Annotated in this window: 18 protein-coding genes; 9 read left to right on the top strand and 9 right to left on the bottom strand. The window is 48.1% G+C overall.

Annotated features, from left to right (window positions below; genetic code table 11):
• The first annotated feature begins 62 nt into the window (after positions 1–62).
• From ACUN27_RS22560 to ACUN27_RS22535, 6 genes are all read left to right on the top strand, one after another.
• A complete protein-coding gene (locus ACUN27_RS22560) occupies positions 63–593 on the top strand; it encodes a hypothetical protein (RefSeq protein WP_315949320.1) in 531 nt (176 codons plus the stop codon).
• Positions 586–2,094: an AAA family ATPase gene (locus ACUN27_RS22555; protein WP_326062992.1), complete on the top strand. Its 1,509-nt coding sequence runs from the start codon at positions 586–588 to the stop codon at positions 2,092–2,094. Before ACUN27_RS22560 ends, ACUN27_RS22555 begins: the two co-directional genes overlap by 8 nt.
• A gap of 222 nt (positions 2,095–2,316) precedes the next feature.
• Complete coding sequence (locus ACUN27_RS22550) at positions 2,317–3,189, top strand: 3-hydroxyacyl-CoA dehydrogenase family protein (protein ID WP_315949322.1); 873 nt, start codon at positions 2,317–2,319, stop codon at positions 3,187–3,189.
• Positions 3,186–4,394: an acetate/propionate family kinase gene (locus tag ACUN27_RS22545; RefSeq protein WP_326062993.1), complete on the top strand. Its 1,209-nt coding sequence runs from the start codon at positions 3,186–3,188 to the stop codon at positions 4,392–4,394. Before ACUN27_RS22550 ends, ACUN27_RS22545 begins: the two co-directional genes overlap by 4 nt.
• A 100-nt stretch (positions 4,395–4,494) precedes the next feature.
• Positions 4,495–5,790, top strand: coding sequence for an asparagine--tRNA ligase (asnS, locus tag ACUN27_RS22540; RefSeq protein ID WP_127451466.1), 1,296 nt, complete (start codon positions 4,495–4,497; stop codon positions 5,788–5,790).
• 33 nt (positions 5,791–5,823) lie between these two features.
• Entirely contained in the window at positions 5,824–6,504 is a 681-nt protein-coding gene (locus ACUN27_RS22535) for a DnaD domain protein (protein WP_315949325.1), read from the top strand.
• Between the two features lie 66 nt (positions 6,505–6,570).
• Here the strand turns inward: ACUN27_RS22535 and mtnB are convergent, their stop codons facing one another.
• The 8 genes from mtnB to ACUN27_RS22495 form a co-directional block, all read right to left on the bottom strand.
• Positions 6,571–7,206 carry a methylthioribulose 1-phosphate dehydratase gene (gene mtnB / locus ACUN27_RS22530; protein ID WP_315949327.1) on the bottom strand — a complete coding sequence of 212 codons (636 nt, stop codon included), beginning with the start codon at positions 7,204–7,206 and terminating at the stop codon, positions 6,571–6,573.
• Positions 7,203–7,865, bottom strand: a complete 663-nt coding sequence (locus tag ACUN27_RS22525) for a 2-hydroxy-3-keto-5-methylthiopentenyl-1-phosphate phosphatase (RefSeq protein ID WP_315949329.1) — start codon at positions 7,863–7,865, stop codon at positions 7,203–7,205. Before ACUN27_RS22525 ends, mtnB begins: the two co-directional genes overlap by 4 nt.
• Entirely contained in the window at positions 7,862–9,130 is a 1,269-nt protein-coding gene (locus tag ACUN27_RS22520; RefSeq protein WP_326062994.1) for a 2,3-diketo-5-methylthiopentyl-1-phosphate enolase, read from the bottom strand. The genes ACUN27_RS22525 and ACUN27_RS22520 overlap by 4 nt, the downstream gene beginning before the upstream one ends.
• Positions 9,131–9,172: 42 nt before the next feature.
• Positions 9,173–10,042, bottom strand: coding sequence for a pyrroline-5-carboxylate reductase (proC, locus tag ACUN27_RS22515; RefSeq protein ID WP_326062995.1), 870 nt, complete (start codon positions 10,040–10,042; stop codon positions 9,173–9,175).
• Between the two features lie 27 nt (positions 10,043–10,069).
• Positions 10,070–11,317 carry a glutamate-5-semialdehyde dehydrogenase gene (locus ACUN27_RS22510; protein WP_326062996.1) on the bottom strand — a complete coding sequence of 416 codons (1,248 nt, stop codon included), beginning with the start codon at positions 11,315–11,317 and terminating at the stop codon, positions 10,070–10,072.
• Positions 11,310–13,043 (bottom strand): proline--tRNA ligase, encoded by a 1,734-nt coding sequence (locus ACUN27_RS22505; protein WP_326062997.1) that lies wholly within the window; start codon positions 13,041–13,043, stop codon positions 11,310–11,312. Before ACUN27_RS22505 ends, ACUN27_RS22510 begins: the two co-directional genes overlap by 8 nt.
• Positions 13,044–13,073: 30 nt before the next feature.
• A complete protein-coding gene (proB, locus tag ACUN27_RS22500) occupies positions 13,074–14,174 on the bottom strand; it encodes a glutamate 5-kinase (protein ID WP_315949335.1) in 1,101 nt (366 codons plus the stop codon).
• 380 nt (positions 14,175–14,554) lie between these two features.
• Complete coding sequence (locus tag ACUN27_RS22495; RefSeq protein WP_315949337.1) at positions 14,555–15,757, bottom strand: pyridoxal phosphate-dependent aminotransferase; 1,203 nt, start codon at positions 15,755–15,757, stop codon at positions 14,555–14,557.
• Between the two features lie 155 nt (positions 15,758–15,912).
• Here ACUN27_RS22495 and ACUN27_RS22490 point away from each other — a divergent pair, with 155 nt between their 5' ends.
• The 3 genes from ACUN27_RS22490 (at position 15,913) to ACUN27_RS22480 (ending at position 19,076) form a co-directional block, all read left to right on the top strand.
• Positions 15,913–16,443 (top strand): DUF1572 family protein, encoded by a 531-nt coding sequence (locus ACUN27_RS22490; protein WP_326062998.1) that lies wholly within the window; start codon positions 15,913–15,915, stop codon positions 16,441–16,443.
• Between the two features lie 85 nt (positions 16,444–16,528).
• Positions 16,529–17,329, top strand: coding sequence for a carbon-nitrogen family hydrolase (locus ACUN27_RS22485; protein ID WP_326062999.1), 801 nt, complete (start codon positions 16,529–16,531; stop codon positions 17,327–17,329).
• 364 nt (positions 17,330–17,693) lie between these two features.
• Positions 17,694–19,076, top strand: a complete 1,383-nt coding sequence (locus tag ACUN27_RS22480) for a glycine--tRNA ligase (RefSeq protein WP_157320039.1) — start codon at positions 17,694–17,696, stop codon at positions 19,074–19,076.
• A gap of 342 nt (positions 19,077–19,418) precedes the next feature.
• On the opposite strand, the gene ACUN27_RS22475 is transcribed toward ACUN27_RS22480, so the two are convergent.
• On the bottom strand, positions 19,419–19,910 hold the full coding sequence (locus tag ACUN27_RS22475; RefSeq protein ID WP_315949343.1) for a cysteine dioxygenase: 492 nt from the start codon (positions 19,908–19,910) through the stop codon (positions 19,419–19,421).
• Positions 19,911–19,972: the final 62 nt, after the last annotated feature.

Here is a 19,972-nt window from a genome sequence, read left to right as displayed (position 1 = left end):
GATATACTACTTGTATGGAATCGGACGCAACATAATATATCGAGAAAGGGGGACGTTGACTGATGAAGCTACGTCTCTTACCTGTTGTACTGAGTGTAATTATTTCTGCCGGCGTATTATTCGGAGGCTGGTTCGCGTATACAAGTTTCGCAATGGAAAACCCATTATCAGATATCATTAGTAAAGTTCCCGGTGTGACAAGTTCAACGATGAAATTGGACAAAGATCGTGTTGATATAGAAGTTAGTTTACAAGCTGATGCTAATTTAAGAACGGTTGTTGAGCGGATTAACAAAGATGGTGCATCGATTATTGGCAAACGTACAGTAAATATTCAAATTAAAGATAATCCGTCCGAAAAGCTTGATCAATGGTGGTCCAAGGCTTTATTTGAAGTCGCTCAAGCTATGGAAACCAAACATTATGCAGACATCCCTACGACCTTACAAAAGTATGCGTCTGACATGCCTAGTATGAAAGTTGAAAGTGAAATGGACCAAACTTATGTTTATATTCGATTGACAGATGGCGATGCCACTAAATTCATAATGCTTCCTAGATCCACGCAGATGGGAGTGTGGCCGAATGAGTAAAATTTATAAAGAGATTGGGATTGGCGCTATTCCGGTATTGCTAGTTTTCTTAATTTTCTTAGGGGTCAACATTATCCCTATTTTATTTGTCGGCGTATTGGGCGTTTCATTGTTTTATATGATTAGAGGCCGCGGCGGCATTGGTATTTCCGGTGGCGGTGGCGGCGATCGTAAAAGCAAGACTCGGACTCCGGCGTTTCTCACCTTTGACGAGATTGGCGGACAAGACCGGGCGAAGAAAGAATTAACAGAAGCTCTTGATTTTTTGATTAAACACGAAGAAATTAAGAAGTTGGGCATTCGTCCTCTCAAAGGGATTCTGTTGACAGGTCCTCCAGGGACCGGTAAAACACTGATGGCGAAAGCAGCAGCTCATTATACGAATTCCGTTTATTTAGCAGCTTCAGGCAGTGAGTTTGTGGAGATGTACGTCGGTGTAGGTGCAAGCCGTGTGCGTGATCTCTTTAAGGAAGCAAGAAGCCGCGCCGTGAAGGAAGGCAAGGATAACGCGATTATTTTTATCGATGAGATCGATGTTATCGGCGGTAAGCGTGACGGGGGTCAACAGCGGGAGTATGACCAAACGCTGAACCAACTGTTAACCGAAATGGACGGTATTCATACGAATGACGCTCCGCGTATTTTGATTATGGCGGCAACGAACCGGAAAGAAATGCTCGACAGCGCGCTGCTTCGTCCAGGGCGTTTTGACCGTCATATTGAGGTTGATTTACCGGATAAAAAAGGCCGTCTTTCTATTTTGAATATTCATGTGAAAAATAAGCCGTTGGCTGCTGGAGTTTCATTAGATACGATTGCCGAACAAACGTTTGGATTCTCGGGTGCTCAGCTAGAAGGCGTTCTAAACGAAGGGGCTATTTATGCCATGCGTGAGGATAAGAAGGAAATTGAGCAGCACCATTTGGCATCCGCGATTGATAAAGTCATGATGGGTGAGCGGACCGATAAGGAAACCGCGCAGGATGAGAAAGAACGTGTTGCTTACCATGAGCTAGGACACGCTATTATCGCTGAACTCGTTCGTCCTGGCTCGGTATCGCAAGTAACTGTCAGCCCGCGTGGGAAAGCGCTCGGTTATGTGCGTCATAATCCACCTAAGGACCATTATTTATACACGAAGGATTATATCGAGCAGCAAATCATGATCGCTTTAGGCGGAGCCGCGGCGGAAGAAATCTTCTATGGCGGTCGCAGCACGGGCTCGCGGAATGACTTTGAGCAAGCTCTTTCTATGGTGCGCAACATGATGGACTCCGGCTTAACGTCACTAGGTATCATTGACCGTGAGATGGTCACCAAGGATCAACTGATGAAAGAGAACACAGCCATTCTTGATGCGTTAATGATCCGTACCAAGTCGCTGCTGGAGCAGCAGAGAAATGTATTTGATCATTCCTTCGCTATTTTAATGGGGGAAGAAGTCATCTCAGGAGATACGTTCCGTAAATTATTCGATGCTTCAGTTATACAAAGTGCATAGAAGGATTGAGGTTGTCACGAAAAGCAGCGAGAAATAAGCTGCTTGCGGGGCAGCCTTTTTTCTATGGGTAAATGTGTCAAAGCTCGTAAAGGTTCCGCAAGGTTTTGTGACGAGTAATGAAATTTGGAAGCAAAAATTGTATGATATGAGTGGGTTCCTTAGGTTGTATTGCCCTACAGTTGTGAATGATAAGTATGAGCCCTAAAGAAGGAGAAATATGGCATGGTGTTTAAAACGATTGGTGTAGTTGGCGGTGGCACAATGGGGCAAGGCATTTCTGAAATGCTTGCAGCCAGCGGCTTGGAAGTATTGCTTGTTGAGAAAACAGTAGAGAAGCTGGATCGCGCGCTCGAGCAAATCCAGGTTAGTTTAGATAAACAAATTGAACGCTGGGCTTTGACGGAAGCGGAGAAGAAGCTCATTTTAACTAAAATAAAGAAAGCGGATTCCCTGCAGGATATGGCGGCATGTGACATGGTCATAGAAACCATTACGGAGGATTTGAATGCCAAGAAGCATGTTTTCTTCCAATTGAATCAAATCTGCGATCCTTCTATTATTTTAGCAACGAATACATCCACACTTAGTGTAACCGAAATTGCTGCAATCACAACCCATCCGCAGAGGGTCATTGGCCTGCATTTCTTGCATCCGGTGGCGAAAGTCAATCTCGTAGAGATCATCCGGGCGATGAAAACGTCCGACGAAACCTTTGAACAAACGAGACGTTTTGTAGATGAGTTCATTCATAAAAAAGGTATTAAAGTCAATGAATCACCTGGCTTTATTACGTCGAGATTGATCTGTACGCTCATCAATGAGGCACTGCACACACTATCCGAAGGTGTAGCAACGGCGGAAGATATCGATACCGCGATGAGGATCGGATATGATTTCAAATACGGCCCATTAGAAATGTGCGATCGATTCGGCTTGGATGCCGTGCATGATGCGCTTGAAGGGATGTTCCGCGATTATGGGGACATCAAATATCGGCCATCGTTCTTATTGAAGAAAATGGTTCGTGCTGGCCATTTAGGCGTCAAAACGGGAGAGGGATTTTTCGTTTATGACAAGGATGGTGACAGACTATGAATATTCTCGTCATTAATGCAGGCAGCTCTTCGCTCAAATACCAGCTGTTTCATATGGAAGATGATACGGTTCTGGCCAAAGGCCGTGTGGAGCGGATTGGAATGGATACTGCTATCCTGCTGCATGAACCGAAGGATAAACCGGAAGTTCACGAGGTCAGTGAAATTTTGGAGCATACCACTGCGATCCGCAAGGTGCTGGCGCTGCTCGTCCATCCTGAGCACGGCGTGGTCGCGTCAACCGCAGAAGTTCACGCCGTCGGCCACCGCGTCGTTCACGGCGGTGAAAGCTTCAAGAGCTCCGTCCTCGTGGACCACGAGGTGAAGCAGGAGATCAAGCGGCTCTTTGATTTGGCGCCGCTGCACAATCCGGCGCATATGCTCGGCATATCCGCCGTAGAGGCGAACATGCCGGATGTGCCTCAGGCCGTGGTGTTCGACACGGCCTTCCATCAGACCATGCCGGCGCAGGCCTACCTGTACCCGGTACCGATGGTGCTGTACCGGAAGCACAAAGTGCGCCGATACGGGTTTCACGGCACTTCGCACAACTATGTCAGCGAACGCGCCGCAGCCTTTCTTGGCCGCCCGCTGGAGCAGCTGAAGCTCATTACCTGTCACATCGGTAATGGAGCTTCCTGCGCCGCCATAGAGGGCGGCAGGTCCGTGGACACGAGCATGGGGATGACCCCGCTCGAAGGATTGATGATGGGCACGCGCAGCGGCGATCTGGATCCTGCGATCGTGCCCTATGCGATGGGCAAGGAGGATCTGACGCTGGGCGAGATCTCGTCCATGTTGAACAAGCACAGCGGACTGCAGGCGATCTCAGGGTTATCCAGCGATATGCGGGAGATCACGGAAGCGATGGAGGCTGGAGACAAAAACGCCAAGCTGGCTTTTGAAATGTATGAGTACCGCCTGCGCAAGTACATCGGGGCTTATGCCGCGGCCATGAATGGCGTTGATGCCATTGTATTTACAGCAGGTGTCGGCGAAAATTCAGAAGTGCTTCGCAAGCGAGTTTGCGAGCATCTAACCTATCTCGGCGTGGAATTCGATGATGCCGCTAACCGCACAGGAAGAGGATTGGAACGGCGTATTTCTACGGTAAATGCCAAAGTGCAAGTGCTGGTCATACCAACGAATGAAGAATGGGTTATCGCCAGAGACACCTATCAGTTAGTTCAATCAACCACACACTGAATCTTTGCTTGAAATAGTGTACAATAGAAAAGCGCCGAAATTAGCGATGGGGGCAACCCGGCAAAAAGTAGGTTTGCACGAAAACTCAAGGAGGTACAAAATCAGTATGAAATGTACGATAGGTGAAGTAAAACATCATGTCGGCGAGTCAGTTACAATTGGCTGTTGGCTAAACAAGAAACGGTCTAGCGGTAAAATTCAATTTTTACAACTTAGAGACGGTTCAGGATATATACAAGGTGTTGTAGTGAAAAGTGAAGTCGGAGAAGACGTATGGGAAGCGGCGTCCAAGCTGACACAAGAAAGCTCGCTGTACATAACAGGCAAAGTGAAAGAGGATACGCGCAGCAAAGGCGGCTTTGAACTTGATGTTACCGGCGTAGAGATCATTCAGGTAACGGAAGAATATCCGATTACGCCAAAGGAGCATGGTGTCGATTTCTTGATGGACAATCGTCATCTGTGGATTCGTAGTCCGCGTCAACGTGCGGTTCTCGTCATTCGTGCTCAGATTATTCAAGCTGTACAGCAATTTTTCAATGATCGCGGCTTCCATCTGGTAGATCCGCCGATTCTGACGCCTTCCTCCTGTGAAGGAACGACTAATTTGTTCCACACCAAATATTTTGATGAAGATGCCTTCCTGACGCAAAGCGGACAGCTGTATATGGAAGCGGCTGCGATGGCGCTTGGTCGCGTGTATTCATTCGGTCCAACATTCCGGGCAGAAAAATCGAAAACAAGAAGACATCTGATTGAGTTCTGGATGATCGAGCCGGAAATGGCCTTCGTAGATCATGCCGAAAACCTTGAAGTCCAAGAACAATTCGTATCTCACATCGTACAAACGGTGCTCAAAAATTGTGCGCAAGAGCTGGAAACCTTAGAGCGCGACACGTCCAAATTGGAAAAAATCAAAGGCTCCTTCCCGCGTATTACGTACGATCAAGCCGTTGAATTCCTGCAAAAGAACGGCCATGAATTCGAGTGGGGCGAAGATTTCGGAGCGCCGCATGAGACGGCGATTGCAGCAGAGTATGAAACACCCGTGTTCATTACACATTGGCCAACGGAAATTAAGGCTTTTTACATGAAACCAGATCCTAGCCGTCCGGAAGTCGTATTATGTGCGGATATGATCGCTCCTGAAGGGTATGGAGAAATTATCGGAGGCAGTCAGCGGATTGATGATCCGGAATTAATGGAACAACGCTTCCAGGAGCATGATCTGCCCAAAGAAGCCTACCAATGGTATCTTGACTTGCGGAAATACGGAACTGTGCCACACTCCGGTTTCGGCCTTGGGCTTGAACGTACCGTTGCTTGGATTTGTGGTCTGGATCACGTTCGCGAAACGATTCCATTCCCACGTTTGCTATACCGTCTATATCCGTAATCCGTTATCAACCAAAGGTAGAAAGGAGACCGGATGAGTAAATCGTTCCATACACAGCAGCAGATCGAGGCCGTCCTATTGGCCAGTTTCCAGGAGGGCAGCGTCGCGGTACCGCTTCTTCTGCTGAAGAACTATCGTGCCCTCCAGTTAAGCGAAATTGAGGTCATGACGCTAATCCATCTCATTTCCTTTTTGGATAAGGAAAAGTACGAATTTCCAACCACGGATGAGATTCAATCCCGGATGTCGGCTTCACCAGATCTGGTCATTGCCAGCTTGCAGAAGTTGATTCACGAGCAATTCATTGCCATTGATGAAGACATGGAAGCAATGACAGGGATTCGGAGTGAAAGATACAATCTTACTCCGCTTTACCGGAAGTTAGCCAAACAGGTAGCTGAGCAAGAACTGGCTAAACTATCGGCGGTGCGCACTCCGTTGCCGACCGATGAGGGAGCCAGGAACATTTTTACCACGTTTGAAAAAGAATTTGCGCGTCCATTAACACCGATGGAACTGGAAACGATCAGCGGATGGTTAGACAAGGATCAATACAAGGAAGAGCTGATTATGACGGCATTGAAGGAAGCAGTGTTTGCCGGCAAGGTACATTTCCGATATATTGACCGCATTCTGCTGGAATGGAGCCGCAATCGAGTGGGTACAGTGGATCAAGCGAAGGAATATTCGCAACGCTTCAGACAATCAAGATAAAAAGAAGAGGCTGTCTCATTGGTCATTTCGGACCTTTGAGACAGCCTCTTTAGTTTATTAAGCTTATTATTTATTCAGCAAATGAGAGCGATATACGTACTCAAACAGGAATTCGAAAGCTTCCAAGTGGCGTTTGGCTTCGAACGCATTCGCACCCCATGCATAAATCCCATGTTTGCGTAGAACGATCCCAGGAATCCGCGGGATAATGGCATCTTCAACGAGTGCAGCAATACGTGGAATCTCTGCATAGTTCGGTAAAATTGGAATCTCAATTTGAGCTTCTTCATCCCAGATATTGAAGGCTTTGATCAACTCAACGCCGTCGACAGGAATGCTTTTACGCTCCCAATAAAGTTCTGAAACTAAGTTGTTGAAAATGGTATGCACATGAAAAATAGCGCCAGCGCCTGTTAAGCGATAAATCTCGCTATGGATCAGCGTTTCAGCCGAAGGCTTCAGGTTTGTAGCTTCCGTAGCGACACCTTTTTCATTAACAAGTAGGAAATCTTCCGGGGTCTGCACGGATTTATCTCTGCCGCTTGATGTGATGGCGAAAGTGAATTGTTCAGGCTCGAAGTCGCCTACACGAACGGATAAATTGCCGCTTGTCGCCGGAAACCAGCCTCTTGCAGCTAAATTGGCTTTAATCTCACGCAGTTCAGCGAAAGCGCGTTGTTTTTCTTCCAGTAAAATACTCATGCTACAGGTTCAGCCTCCAATTGCTTCATAATATCGAAGAAGTTATCGAATGGGTAATACGCGTATCCCAGCTTCTCACACATCTCGACAAGATGGGAGCGTGCAAAAATCGTATCGACCAGCTTTGCTCCTTCGAAATCCGTAACGCTATCTCCGATGATAATCCGCTCATACCGATTGGCATCATAGGAACGAATGATACTTGTTTTGCACATCCCACAGTCCGTTTGACAATGTTCATCACACTTATTAGGCCACAAGATTTCAATGACGCTGCCCTCGAATGAGGAGGCATTGCAGTAAATATGTTCATGTGGAATGGGAAATGGCTTCAACAGCGGGTAAATAAAGAAATCGATGCCTCCGCTAGTGATTAATAGCTTGATATTTTGTTCTTTGCAATAGTCTACGAATTCCCTGAAACCATCCCTTATGACCGCATTTCCAATAGCATACTGAACAATTTCATCCTTACGCGAAGTGGGCAGCAGAGCGAACATGTCGCCGACGCCTTGGCGGATAGACATGCTTTTATTCAAAATGCGTTCCACAATCGCGTCCCAGCCTGGCGGGTTAAAATGTTTCATGATCGCCACAATGTTATCATTTACGGTAATGGTTCCGTCAAAATCGCAAAATATAATGCGTTCCTTACTCATTCTCTAATCCCCCAAGTGTCAATAGCTGATTGTAATTCTGGATGTGTGTGGGCGTAATCGCGAAGGTGTATCCCTTGCAGTGTTGCATCTATGGCTTGACGGAATGCTCGCCCTCCGGCGATTGTACCAAGCGGATGGCCATGAATGCCTCCACCTGCATTCACAATCACGTCGTGACCAAAGTCTCTCAGAATGAGAGGGACCAAGCCAGGGTGGATACCCGCAGACGGAACAGGGAAGGAAGCAGCCAGTTTCAAATGAGCATCTGCCGGAGCGTTGTAGCTGTAATCGGTATGTAGATCATTTGTTAACAGGACTTGTTTAATGGCCAGGTTTTCTTCTCTCGGCATAACCACAGAACCATAAGGAGAAGGGAATAACACCAGATCTGCTCCAGCAAGTCGCATCAATTTACCCAGCAGCACAGAAGGGGAGATTCCGTAATGTGGTGAAGGGTACGTTGCACCGGCCATTGCCGGATGCGCCATAATCGGAATCGTAATCTCCGGGTCAGCGCTTAGCTCATGCAAGACGTCGAAGCCGTACGCCAATACATTGAATAAAAGGGCGTTAGCTCCAGCACGGATCGCTTTTTTGGCTTGAGCGGCCAGCTTCGAAGTAGGGCCGGTCAAATTCACGGCGTACAGCAGCTTCTGGCCGGTTTCTTTGGAGGCTTGCGCTGCCGCTTCCATGCAAATTTCAATCCGCTTCTCCAGCGGAGTTAACGGATTTTCAAATAAAATCTCATCGTCCTTGATTAAATCCACGCCGCCTGCCGCTTGCAAATAAAATTGTTCGCGCAGGGCCGGCAGCTCATAGCCGACAACGGATTTAAAGATGCTCATCAGTAGCGGACGGTCATGCACACCGAGAAGGTCGCGCACGCCTTGCATCCCGAACTTCGGTCCAGCGAAGCCGGCAAGGAAGTCGGTAGAGAATTTCAAGTCAATCAGTTTAATTTTGCCGTCCATGGATAGTTTACCGAAAACGGTGACTAACAACGCAGGGATATCGCGGCTGAAATTGACGTCAGGATAAGCGATCGTAATGTCCGCATAACGCGCAGTGATCGGCTCTCCAGGAGCGGGCTCATGAACCTCCACGGCAATCACTTTGCCCAAATGCTTTTCCATTTGCGCCTTCTGAGCCTCAGGCAGTTCCGTCCATGAGCCGACTGTCAGGCCGACAGCGATGCCCGTTGCTTTTTTATGAAAATCGGCTTTCTCATCGAAACTCCGATATGTGGCTAAACAATATGCACTCATCGTAAATGTTCACCTGCTTTGCTAGAATAAAACCTCGTTCATTCAGGACGTTTTGCTCACTGGGCTTGGGGCTGCGATTTGCTCGCCCATTTCTTTGGCCCGTTCAGCCGAGCGGAAAACGGCCTTTGTAATAGCTTCCGTAAACTGGTAATGATCCAATGCTTCAATTGAAGCCTGTGTGGCACCGTTCGGAGATGTTACCTTACGACGAAGCTCAGCTGGATCTTCTTGGGTATGCTGAACCATATGAGCGGCGCCGAGCACAGTTTGCAGTGTTAACTGGCGGGAATCTTCTTCGGTTAGACCGCCTTCGATACCTGCTTTGATCATGGCTTCCATGAAATAGTAGACATAGGCAGGGCCGCTGCCGGATACGCCAGTAAGAATTTCTAGCTTCTCTTCTTCAACAATGGATACAATGCCCACTGCTTCGAACATTTGGGTTGCGAGCTGCTTGAATGTATCATTCACGTTTGCGGAGAAGCTCATTCCTGTAGCGCCCAATCCGATCGTTGAGGAAGTGTTCGGCATTGTGCGAGTGATCGCCATCTTCGAATCCAGCAATACTTCCATTTTGGCGATGGATAGGCCGGCAATGACGGAAACGAGCAGCTGATTTTCATTCAAAAGCGGCTTCAGATCCTCAAATGCGGTCACAACATCTTTGGGTTTCATACAAAGCACTACGACATCTGCTTGGCGCAAATATGCTTCTTTGGTAGCAGGATCGGAAGTGGCTTGCAGGCCATACTCAGAACGAAGAAAAGCTAATCGGTCTTGATCAGAACGGTTCATCACATAAATATGCTGCGGATCGGCTACTTTGGTTTGAATCAGACCACGGATGATAGCTTCCGACATGGAGCCTGCACCGACAAAAGCAATTTTGGCTTGGGATAAAGTTATGGACATCGTACATTCCTCCTCAAATTGTAAGAACTATTGACGTATTTGACCGCTTCCATAGATGCGGTATTTGGTTGAAGTTAAGGCCGGCAGACCCATCGGTCCGCGGGCGTGCAGTTTTTGAGTCGAAATGCCGATTTCCGCACCGAATCCGAATTCAAAGCCATCTGTGAAACGCGTCGAGGCATTGTGGTAAACCGCTGCCGCATCGACTTCCTGCAGGAATCTCTCCGCATTGGCGGCATCTTCCGTCACAATACACTCAGAATGCATCGTGCCGAATTGGCGAATGTGGTCAAGCGCTTCATCCAGATCTTTGACTACTTTGACATTAAGAATGTAATCTCCGTATTCCGTTCCCCAATCTGCCGACCCAGCAGTCTGCATGCTAGAGACCAGGTCTCTGGCACGATCGTCTCCTCTAAGCTCGACATTTGCGCTTGTGAAAGCTTCCGCAATGGCAAACAAATGTTTGGCTGCCACAGCTTCATGTACAAGCAGAGTTTCCATCGAATTGCAAACGGAAGGACGTTGAGCTTTGGCGTTAAGCCCAATAGAGATTGCCATTTCAAGCTGTGCGCTTTCGTCTATAAAAGTATGACATACACCTGCTCCTGTTTCAATGACAGGGACGGAGGCGTTATTGACAACATTTTGAATAAGTGAGTGTCCGCCTCTTGGGATGAGAACGTCAATGAGGCCGTTCAGTTTCAGCATTTCATCTACAGAACTGCGGTCTGCACTTAAGATCAATTGAAGGGCGTCAGCCGGGATGGCGGAGCGGTTTAGCGCACCATGCAGAACCTCGACGATTTTCTCATTGGAAAATAGTGCGGAAGAGCCGCCACGCAGCACAACGGCGTTGCCTGTCTTCAGACACAATCCTGCGGCATCCACGGTAACATTGGGTCTAGCTTCATAGATGATGCCGATGACGCCAAGTGGAACCCGAATTTTGCGAATGCGAAGACCATTCGGACGTTCAAAATCTTCGAGCGTATCCCCGATCGGATCGGGCAATTCAGCAATTTGACGCAATCCTTCGGCGATAGCGGCAATTCGGGTCTCGTTAAGAGCAAGACGGTCTAGCAGGGAAGCGCTAGTGCCCAGCTGCTTGCCACGCTCCAAATCTTTGGCATTTGCTTCAATAATAGCTTGTTGTTCAGTAACAAGGGCATCTGCCATAAGCAGCAACGCTGCGTTTTTCTGTTCCGTTGTGAGATTGCCCATGGTTTGGGCAGCTTGTTTTGCTAATTTGGACTTTTGAACGACTTCACTCATGGGAAGATCGACCTCCTGTTTGGAAAAAAGTTTGGCAATGCGCAATGATTTGTTCAGCCGTAAGTTCATATTGATCTCCGCTGCGGCGTTCTTTACATTCCACGATCTGTTCGGCAGCTTTCTTTCCTACCGTAATTCGAAGCGGACAGCCAAGCAGGTCGGCATCGTTGAATTTAACGCCAGGACGTTCTTCACGATCATCCCAGAGGACGGAATATCCGGCAGCGGTCAATGATTTATAAATCTCTGTGGATAACTTCATTTGAATCTCATCCTGTACATGAACTGTGAGGAGATGTACAGCGAATGGAGCAACAGATGTCGGCCAAACGATGCCGCGCTCATCATAGTTTTGTTCGATAATGGCGGCTAGCACACGGGAAACGCCAATCCCATAACAGCCCATAATGATGGGCTCGGAAGCACCATTCTCGTCGCTGAACGACGCGCCTAGCGAACGGCTGTATTTGGTTCCTAGCTTGAAAACATGACCAACCTCAATCCCTTTAGCAAAAGAGAGTTCATGTCCGCAAGACAGGCAGCGTTCTCCTTCGGTAACATTACGCAAATCATAGTATGTCAAGCTGGCAAGATCCCGCTCAACTTGGACATTCGTGAGGTGATAATCGGTTTCATTGGCACCGATGACAGCGTCCTGCATGCCAATTACAGAGGAGTCTGCGATAATCTTAACGTTCTGAAGTCCAAGAGGTCCGATGAATCCGGCTATAGAACCTAATTGTTGTATGGCGGCTTCGGGTAACATGGTGAATTCTGTAACGTCCAAAACATTTTTCAATTTGATTTCATTGACTTCACAGTCACCGCGAAGAAGGACAATCACCGGTTCGCCGTTCGCTTCAATTGCGATGGATTTAATGATTTGCTTAGGCGAGATATGAAGGAACTCGCTTAGCTGTTTAATGCTGGTTATCTGTGGCGTGTGCACTTTTTGAGGTTCGTTAGGCAAGCTTGATTGCTTGCTCGCTGAAGCAGCAGTCGCCGGCAATTGGCCAACCGCTTTCTCCAAATTGGCTGCATACTGACAGGAAGGGCAATGAACGATGGTATCTTCCCCAATGTCCGCTAGCGCCATGAACTCATGAGTATCCGTACCGCCGATCGCTCCGGAATCCGCTTCAACCGCCCGGAAATTTAACCCGCAACGTGTGAAAATGCGATGATAAGCCTTGTACATGCTTTCATAACTTTCATCGAGACCGCTCTGCGAACGATCGAAGGAATACGCGTCCTTCATAAGGAACTCACGTCCGCGCAGCAGACCGAATCTAGGTCTTCGTTCATCCCGGTACTTTGTTTGAATTTGATAAAGCGTGACAGGAAGCTTCTTGTAGGATTGAATTTCGTCGTTCACAATCGTTGTAATCACTTCCTCATGAGTCGCTCCTAGAGCAAACTCACGCCCATGCCGGTCTTCGAGACGCATTAATTCGGGCCCATATACATCCCAACGTCCGGAAGCTTTCCATAATTCGGAGGGATGGAGCGCTGGCATGAGCATCTCTTGCGCCCCGGCAGCATCCATCTCTTCCCGAACGATGCTTTGGATATGTTGAAGGGCTTTAAGCCCCAATGGCAGATAAGAGTAAATACCGCTGGATAACTGGCGGATCAGTCCCGCACGCAGCATCAGCTTGTGGCTTGCGACTTCAGCATCACCCGGGACATCTCGTAGAGTCGGGATCAGCATGCGTTGTTGTCTCATAGTTGGTGTGCCTCACTTTCCTTAATCAATTTAAGCAAGCGGAACCCATTCATCCCGGTGAATGACTTCAATTCTTGCCACTTCGACGCGCTTCTGCACTTCCTCGGTGGATAGTCCTGCAGCTGCTTGTATTTGCCAAGCAGCGTAGTTGACTACACCGCGTCCGAGCAGCGAGCCTTCGTTGCTGAGCACTTCGACCACGTCTCCGGGGTGGAAATCCCCGGTAGCTCCAATAATGCCGGCGGGGAGCAGGCTCTTGCCGCCGCTCATCAGGGCCGATCTCGCGCCAGGATCGACGAGGATTTGGCCTTGGGGCAGCGAGTGGAAGCCGACCCATTGTTTCTTCACCGGCAGATTATTCAGCGCCGTGTCAAAGTACGTGCCCTTGCCGCTGCCGCCGACGGCAATCGGCAGATCGCCGGGCTCCAGCACGCGCCCGATAAAGACCGGTACGCCCCCGCGCATCGCGATGCGGGCGGCTTCAACCTTCGAGCGCATGCCGCCGGTGCCGACCGCGCTCCCTGATCCTCCAGCGAAGCTGAACAGCTCATCGCTGATGGCGGCTACGCGATCGATACGCTGAGCGTTCGCGTTTTTGCGTGGATCGTCCGTGTACAGGCCGTCCATATCTGTAATGATGATCAATTTGCTGGCCTTCACCAAATTGCCAACCAAGGCTGACAAAGTATCATTGTCGCCGAATTTAAGCTCATCCACCGAGACGGTGTCATTCTCGTTGATAATCGGAACGACGCCGCGATGCAGCAGCTCGTCGATGGTCATCAGCGCGTTCTGGACGCGCTTGCGGTTGGAGAAGTCGTACCGGGTCAGCAAAATTTGCGCCACGCTGATACCGTGGGACGCAAAGGCTTCATGGTAAGCCTGCATTAGCAGCGCCTGCCCTACAGCGGCAGCGGCTTGCTTCTCGTGCAGCACTTTGGGCCGCGTGCGGTACCCAAGGGAGGTGAAGCCTGCGGCTACTGCGCCGGATGTCACGAGCAGGACTTGGTTGCCGTCCTTTTGCAATTGCGCCAGTTCCGATGCGAAAAAGCGGATTTTATCGGGATTCAAACCACCCGTATCTGAAGTTAAAGAAGAACTGCCGATTTTCACGACGATGCGCTGTGTCATTACGATCCCATCCTTTGTTTGAGCAATATGTAGATATAAAAAAAGACTCCCGTCCTCATAACATAAGGACGAAAGTCTGTAGCTTCCGCGGTACCACCTTAGATTGGCGCACGCCAAAAAGGCTGCACCCAACTCTAGATTCCCTGGATAACAGCAGGGACTGTTCAACTCATCGTTGACGGTTCAGGGGCGGGTTCGGAATCGGTTCACGGCAAGCTCTCTCAGTCGGTGGAGCTTACTCTCTGTTTACGTGCTGATCGTTCCTACTATTCCCATCATAACATTGCGATATAGAAGTTTTGGAAGACTTCCTTTTTTGGTTCTATATAGAATAGCACGGGGTACAAGTGTTTGTAAAGAAGCAGAAGCCTCTATTTTTACTAACCGAATAGGTTCAGTTTTCCTATGCGCTGTACAGCTTCTGCTAATCTTTCTTCTGAAGATAAGAGGCCAAGACGAACATAACCCTCGCCATGTGTACCGAAGCCAATGCCTGGCGCGACGACAACTTTTGCTTCCTGAAGAAGCAGATCGGCAAGGCTTTGTGACGTGTGTCCCTTCGGAACCGGCAGCCAAGAGAAGAAGGAGCCCTGGGAAGGACGGGCATTCCAGCCAATGTTAGCTAAAGCGGTGTACAAAGCATTACGACGGCTTTCATAGACATCTCGAAGCTCGCTGACGCAATCTTGCGAAGCGGTAAGTGCCGTTGCCGCAGCAGCTTGAATGCCGCCGAACAAGGAGCAGTAGTAATGATCCTGCATTAAGTTGATGAGGCGGATGACTTCCTTGTTACCCAGCGCAAAACCTACGCGCCAACCAGCCATGTTATACGTTTTGGAGAGTGTATAGAACTCGATGCCAACTTCTTTGGCGCCAGGCGTCTGTAGGAAGCTGATCGGTTTCTCGCCGTCAAACCCAATGGCACCGTAAGCAAAATCACTGGCTACGACCACGCCGTTGCGCTGCGCGAATTGGACCGTTTCTTCATAGAAGGAAGCGGGTGCCGTAGCGCCAGTCGGATTGTTCGGATAGTTGATGAACATGAGCTTCGCACGGTCCAGATCGGTTTGCTTCAATGCCGAGTAGTCCGGAAGAAAGTTATTTTCTTCTCGCAAAGGCATGAAAGCCATCTCCGCTCCGGCTAATGCCACACCTGACCAATAATCGGGATAACCCGGGTCAGGTACAAGGCAAACATCGCCAGGGTTCAGCAAGCACTGAGCGATCTCGATGAGTCCTGTTTTGCCGCCGAAAAGAATAGCAACTTCTGTATCTGGATCCAGATCAACTTGATGATCTTCCTTGTAACGCTGTGCAATCGCTTGTTTCAGAAACGGAAAACCACTGAAAGGCGGGTATTTATGATACAAAGGATTAGCCGCTGCTTCCTGCATCGAAGCTACAATATGAGGCGGCGTGGGGCGATCCGGGTTGCCTTGTCCCAGATTGATGACATCATGTCCTAAGGCAATTTGTTCGTTCGCTTTGCCTACGAGCGTAGCGAAAAATTGGGTAGGCAAACCTTTCATACGTTCAGCAGGCTGTATGGGGAAAGCACTTGTTTGTGTAGATAGCGTAGTCACGTCTTTAATTCACACTCCGGAGGTCGGGATTTTAATTAATAACCTAAATGTAACATGATTAGTCTATTTTTCATAGTGATGAAAAAAATCGATTTTACAACGGACTAGTCTTGTCATACAGTTAGGTCAAAAGCTGTGGAAAGGTGATGAGAGCTATGTCGGACCAATCACAAGTTGCTCAAGTTTTTTTGCAGGAGTCGATTCGTGCATTTGAAAGTATGAAAAAACTGGCGGATCAAGCATTTGCGCAAGCAGCGGATGAACATTTTTATCAAGCCATAGATGAAGAATCGAACTCTTTGGAAGTGTTGATCAAACACATGCATGGGAATATGTTATCCCGTTGGGTCGATTTTCTAACATCGGACGGGGAAAAGGAAACGCGGGAGCGCGACAAGGAATTCGAGAGCAGCCGTTTCTCACGGGAGGAGCTTATTTCTTTGTGGGAGGAAGGGTGGAAGGTGCTGTTTGATGCCCTACATTCCCTAACACCAGAAGATGTTCTGCGTATCATTCGCATTCGCGGACAAGAGCATACAGTCATCCAAGGCATTCAGCGCCAGGTTTCTCATTACGGTTACCATGTAGGACAAATAGTTTTCTTGAGCAAACACTTGGCCAGCCAACAAGGCTGGAAAACGCTTAGCATAGCAAGAGGTCAATCGAAAGCATTCAGGCCGTCTTAAGCCAGCACTTGGGTTCAAACCGATTTTCGATTATGATGGATAACAGTAATGGCTATTTAGGCCCACTGGAAGGAGTATTTACAGTATGTCAGAAACCAAGCAGCTTCACTTGGCACTTATTCAAATGGATATCACGATCGGTGAACCAGATAGGAACTTTGCACGATTGGAGATGCTGCTCCAAGAGGCTGTGCAAAACGATCCGAAACCGGATGTCATTGTTTTTCCTGAGATGTGGAACACCGGCTATGCCTTGACGGAAATTCAGCAACTTGCAGATGTGAACGGGGAGCGGACAAAATCGCTATTGAGCAGTTTTGCCAAGGCGAACCATGTGAATATCATAGGCGGCTCAATTGCCGATAAAAAAGAAGACCGTGTGTTGAACACGATTTATGCGTTTGATCGCGAAGGAGCGGAAATTGCGGAGTATTCCAAAATTCATTTGTTCCGCTTAATGGACGAAGAGAAATTTCTGCACAGCGGCGACCAGCTTGGCCGGTTTGAGCTCGAAGGCGTACCGGCTGGCGCAATGATTTGCTACGACATCCGTTTCCCGGAGCTGGCACGCAAATTAGCGCTTGATGGCGCTAGAATTTTATTCGTTCCTGCCGAGTGGCCTCATCCGCGACTGCATCACTGGCGCACGCTGCTTATGGCTAGAGCGATTGAGAATCAAATGTACGTCGTTTCTTGCAATCGTGTCGGAACGAGCGGGACAACGAGCTTCTTCGGACATTCCATGGTCATTGACCCTTGGGGCGAAGTGCTGGTGGAAGGCGATGAGAGCGAAGCGATTTTGCACGCAACGATTGATCTGGAAGAAGTAGTGCGTGTAAGAGCTAAAATTCCGGTCTTCGAGGACCGCCGTCCGCATTTATATTAATTTTTTTGAATTAGGCGGTAAGCATTTGATTTTTTGTCGGTTTTTCTGTAAACTAAAGCCAATTGAATGATCAATTGCGGCAGTGAAGGATGAATAGTACTTGAACAACTTCTTGTTCAGCGAGCTGGGGACGGTGAGAGCCCAGACAGGAGCTCAAGGAAAAGGCTATCCGGAGCCGATACGATAAAGGGGATACAGGGCTTTTACAGATGTATCAACTAGGGTGGAACCGCGGGTGCGTAAGGCTCTCGTCCCTAGGCATGATTTGATGCCTTTGGATGTGGAGCTTTTTTTGCGTGCTCATATCCAAACGGACGTCTTAGGGCTTAGTCCCATTATGATAAGCTGAAGGAGCGAATGAACAATGAGTGTTACTATGGATCAAGTTGTCGCATTAGCAAAGCACAGAGGTTTTGTATTCCCGGGTTCTGAAATTTATGGCGGTTTGGCAAACACATGGGATTATGGTCCGTTAGGTGTTGAGTTGAAAAATAATATCAAACGCGCTTGGTGGAAAAAATTCGTTCAGGAATCCCCGTACAACGTAGGTCTTGACGCTGCCATTCTGATGAATCCACAGGCTTGGGTCGCTTCCGGTCACGTTGGAAACTTCAACGATCCGATGATTGATTGCAAAAACTGTAAAGCACGCCACCGTGCGGATAAGCTGATTGAGAACAAACTGGCTGAAAAAGACATCGAAATCGTCGTAGACGGTATGACGTTCGATGATATGATGAAGCTGATTGTCGAGCATAACATTGTTTGCCCGGATTGCGGCAGCAAAGATTTCACGGATATTCGTCAGTTCAACTTGATGTTCAAAACGTTCCAAGGCGTAACAGAAGCAAGTTCCAATGTTGTTTACCTGCGTCCTGAAACAGCTCAAGGTATTTTTGTTAACTTTAAAAATGTACAGCGCACGATGCGCAAAAAGCTGCCATTCGGTATCGGCCAAATCGGTAAAAGCTTCCGCAATGAGATCACGCCGGGTAACTTTACGTTCCGTACACGTGAATTTGAACAAATGGAGCTTGAGTTCTTCTGCAAACCGGGCGAGGATATGAAATGGTTCGAGTACTGGAGAAGCTTCTGCCACAACTGGCTGCTGTCATTGGGCGCTAAAGGTGAAAACCTTCGTCTGCGTGACCACAATGAAGATGAGTTGTCACATTACAGCAACGCTACGACAGATATTGAGTACAAATTCCCGTTCGGCTGGGGCGAGCTTTGGGGTATTGCGGATCGTACGGATTTCGATTTGAAACAGCACATGGAGCATTCCGGTGAAGATTTCAACTATATCGATCAAGAAACGAATGAGCGTTATGTTCCTTATTGCATCGAGCCGTCCCTTGGTGCGGACCGTGTAACGTTGGCGCTGTTGATTGACGCGTTCGAAGAGCAAAAGCTGGAAGGCGATGACAGCCGTACTGTGCTTCATTTCCACCCTGCGCTAGCTCCGATCAAGGCGGCTATTTTCCCACTTTCCAAAAAGTTGAATGATGGCGCGCAAGCCGTTTTTGCTGATCTGGCGAAACATTTCATGGTTGACTATGATGATACAGGTTCAATCGGTAAAAGATATCGTCGTCACGATGAAATCGGTACGCCATTCTGTATCACGTACGATTTCGAGTCCGAGACAGATGGTCAAGTAACGGTTCGTGATCGTGACACGATGGAACAAACACGGATGCCAATTTCAGAATTAAAAGCATTCATCGAGAATTCACTACAGTTTTAATTTAAAAAGGCTGGCCATTAAGGTAGATAAACCTTGTGGTCAGCCTTTTTTGCTGTGAGTTCGCTGTAGCGAGTGAATGTGTGGAACTACAGGGCGCTATTTTGGTCAAAACAGCCAGTTGAGCAGTGGAAGGGGAACTATGGGCCCTTATTTCGCTGGCAATGGTGGAGATTTAGGTGATTGGGGTGAAATAAGGCCCTGTAGTTCCCTTCCTGCTATGAATTATCGTTTTTAACCAGAATAAGGACTTGTAGTTCCGTTATTTTGGAGGGTGTCAGCGGAAAACAGGCAAAAGAGGCTATCCCTTTGTCATTCAAATGACTTTTGGGACGCCTCTTTTATTTAAATGACGTAATCGAGAACTTCACTGTATGGCAGATAACGATGAACGTCAGTAAGCGGTGGACTATAGACATGAATGGATACGGCGGGCTCATGGAAAGGATTGCTAAGCTGATGGATTTGATCCTTCGGAGCCGTAAAATAGTCGCCTGTTCGAATCAAATCATCGCTATGAACAACCGGGTAACCTTCCGTGTCCAGATGGAATTTAGAATTGACGATATGGCCTTGAACTAGGCAAGCAGCTCCTATCGAAGCTCCGTGATTATGAATGGCTGTTGCGGCTGAGGCGGGAATATGAATGATAATGACTTCAAGCTCTTTCGTGCTATAAATGACATTGCGGCCATATGCAAGATTCAGGGGTTCAGTTTTATGATCAGGCACCTCGTGCAATAAGCTGTTTACGGACTGAAGTGCAGATTTTAATTGTTCTAATGAGGGTTCTTGCAATTTACAGAATGACTGCTCAATTGCTTCTATTAACATCATGGTTTCCGCCTCCTAGGCATTTGGTATCTCTTTATCAAAATTAATTAGAGAAACGATAAGAT

It is taken from the genome of Paenibacillus sp. WC2504 (assembly GCF_052682475.1).
This window is presented reverse-complemented; position numbering and strand designations above follow the sequence as displayed.

Bases quoted from the DNA above. Each gene is read 5' to 3' on its own strand.
- ACUN27_RS22490 (WP_326062998.1), top strand. From the start codon at position 15,913: ATGTCGGACCAATCACAAGTTGCTCAAGTTTTTTTGCAGGAGTCGATT.
- ACUN27_RS22535 (WP_315949325.1), top strand. From the start codon at position 5,824: ATGAGTAAATCGTTCCATACACAGCAGCAGATCGAGGCCGTCCTATTG.
- ACUN27_RS22520 (WP_326062994.1), bottom strand. From the start codon at position 9,130: ATGAGTGCATATTGTTTAGCCACATATCGGAGTTTCGATGAGAAAGCC.
- ACUN27_RS22505 (WP_326062997.1), bottom strand. From the start codon at position 13,043: ATGAGACAACAACGCATGCTGATCCCGACTCTACGAGATGTCCCGGGT.
- ACUN27_RS22550 (WP_315949322.1), top strand. From the start codon at position 2,317: ATGGTGTTTAAAACGATTGGTGTAGTTGGCGGTGGCACAATGGGGCAA.
- ACUN27_RS22545 (WP_326062993.1), top strand. From the start codon at position 3,186: ATGAATATTCTCGTCATTAATGCAGGCAGCTCTTCGCTCAAATACCAG.
- ACUN27_RS22555 (WP_326062992.1), top strand. From the start codon at position 586: ATGAGTAAAATTTATAAAGAGATTGGGATTGGCGCTATTCCGGTATTG.
- ACUN27_RS22485 (WP_326062999.1), top strand. From the start codon at position 16,529: ATGTCAGAAACCAAGCAGCTTCACTTGGCACTTATTCAAATGGATATC.
- ACUN27_RS22510 (WP_326062996.1), bottom strand. From the start codon at position 11,317: ATGAGTGAAGTCGTTCAAAAGTCCAAATTAGCAAAACAAGCTGCCCAA.
- ACUN27_RS22560 (WP_315949320.1), top strand. From the start codon at position 63: ATGAAGCTACGTCTCTTACCTGTTGTACTGAGTGTAATTATTTCTGCC.
- proB (WP_315949335.1), bottom strand. From the start codon at position 14,174: ATGACACAGCGCATCGTCGTGAAAATCGGCAGTTCTTCTTTAACTTCA.
- mtnB (WP_315949327.1), bottom strand. From the start codon at position 7,206: ATGAGTATTTTACTGGAAGAAAAACAACGCGCTTTCGCTGAACTGCGT.
- ACUN27_RS22525 (WP_315949329.1), bottom strand. From the start codon at position 7,865: ATGAGTAAGGAACGCATTATATTTTGCGATTTTGACGGAACCATTACC.
- ACUN27_RS22480 (WP_157320039.1), top strand. From the start codon at position 17,694: ATGAGTGTTACTATGGATCAAGTTGTCGCATTAGCAAAGCACAGAGGT.
- ACUN27_RS22475 (WP_315949343.1), bottom strand. From the start codon at position 19,910: ATGATGTTAATAGAAGCAATTGAGCAGTCATTCTGTAAATTGCAAGAA.
- proC (WP_326062995.1), bottom strand. From the start codon at position 10,042: ATGTCCATAACTTTATCCCAAGCCAAAATTGCTTTTGTCGGTGCAGGC.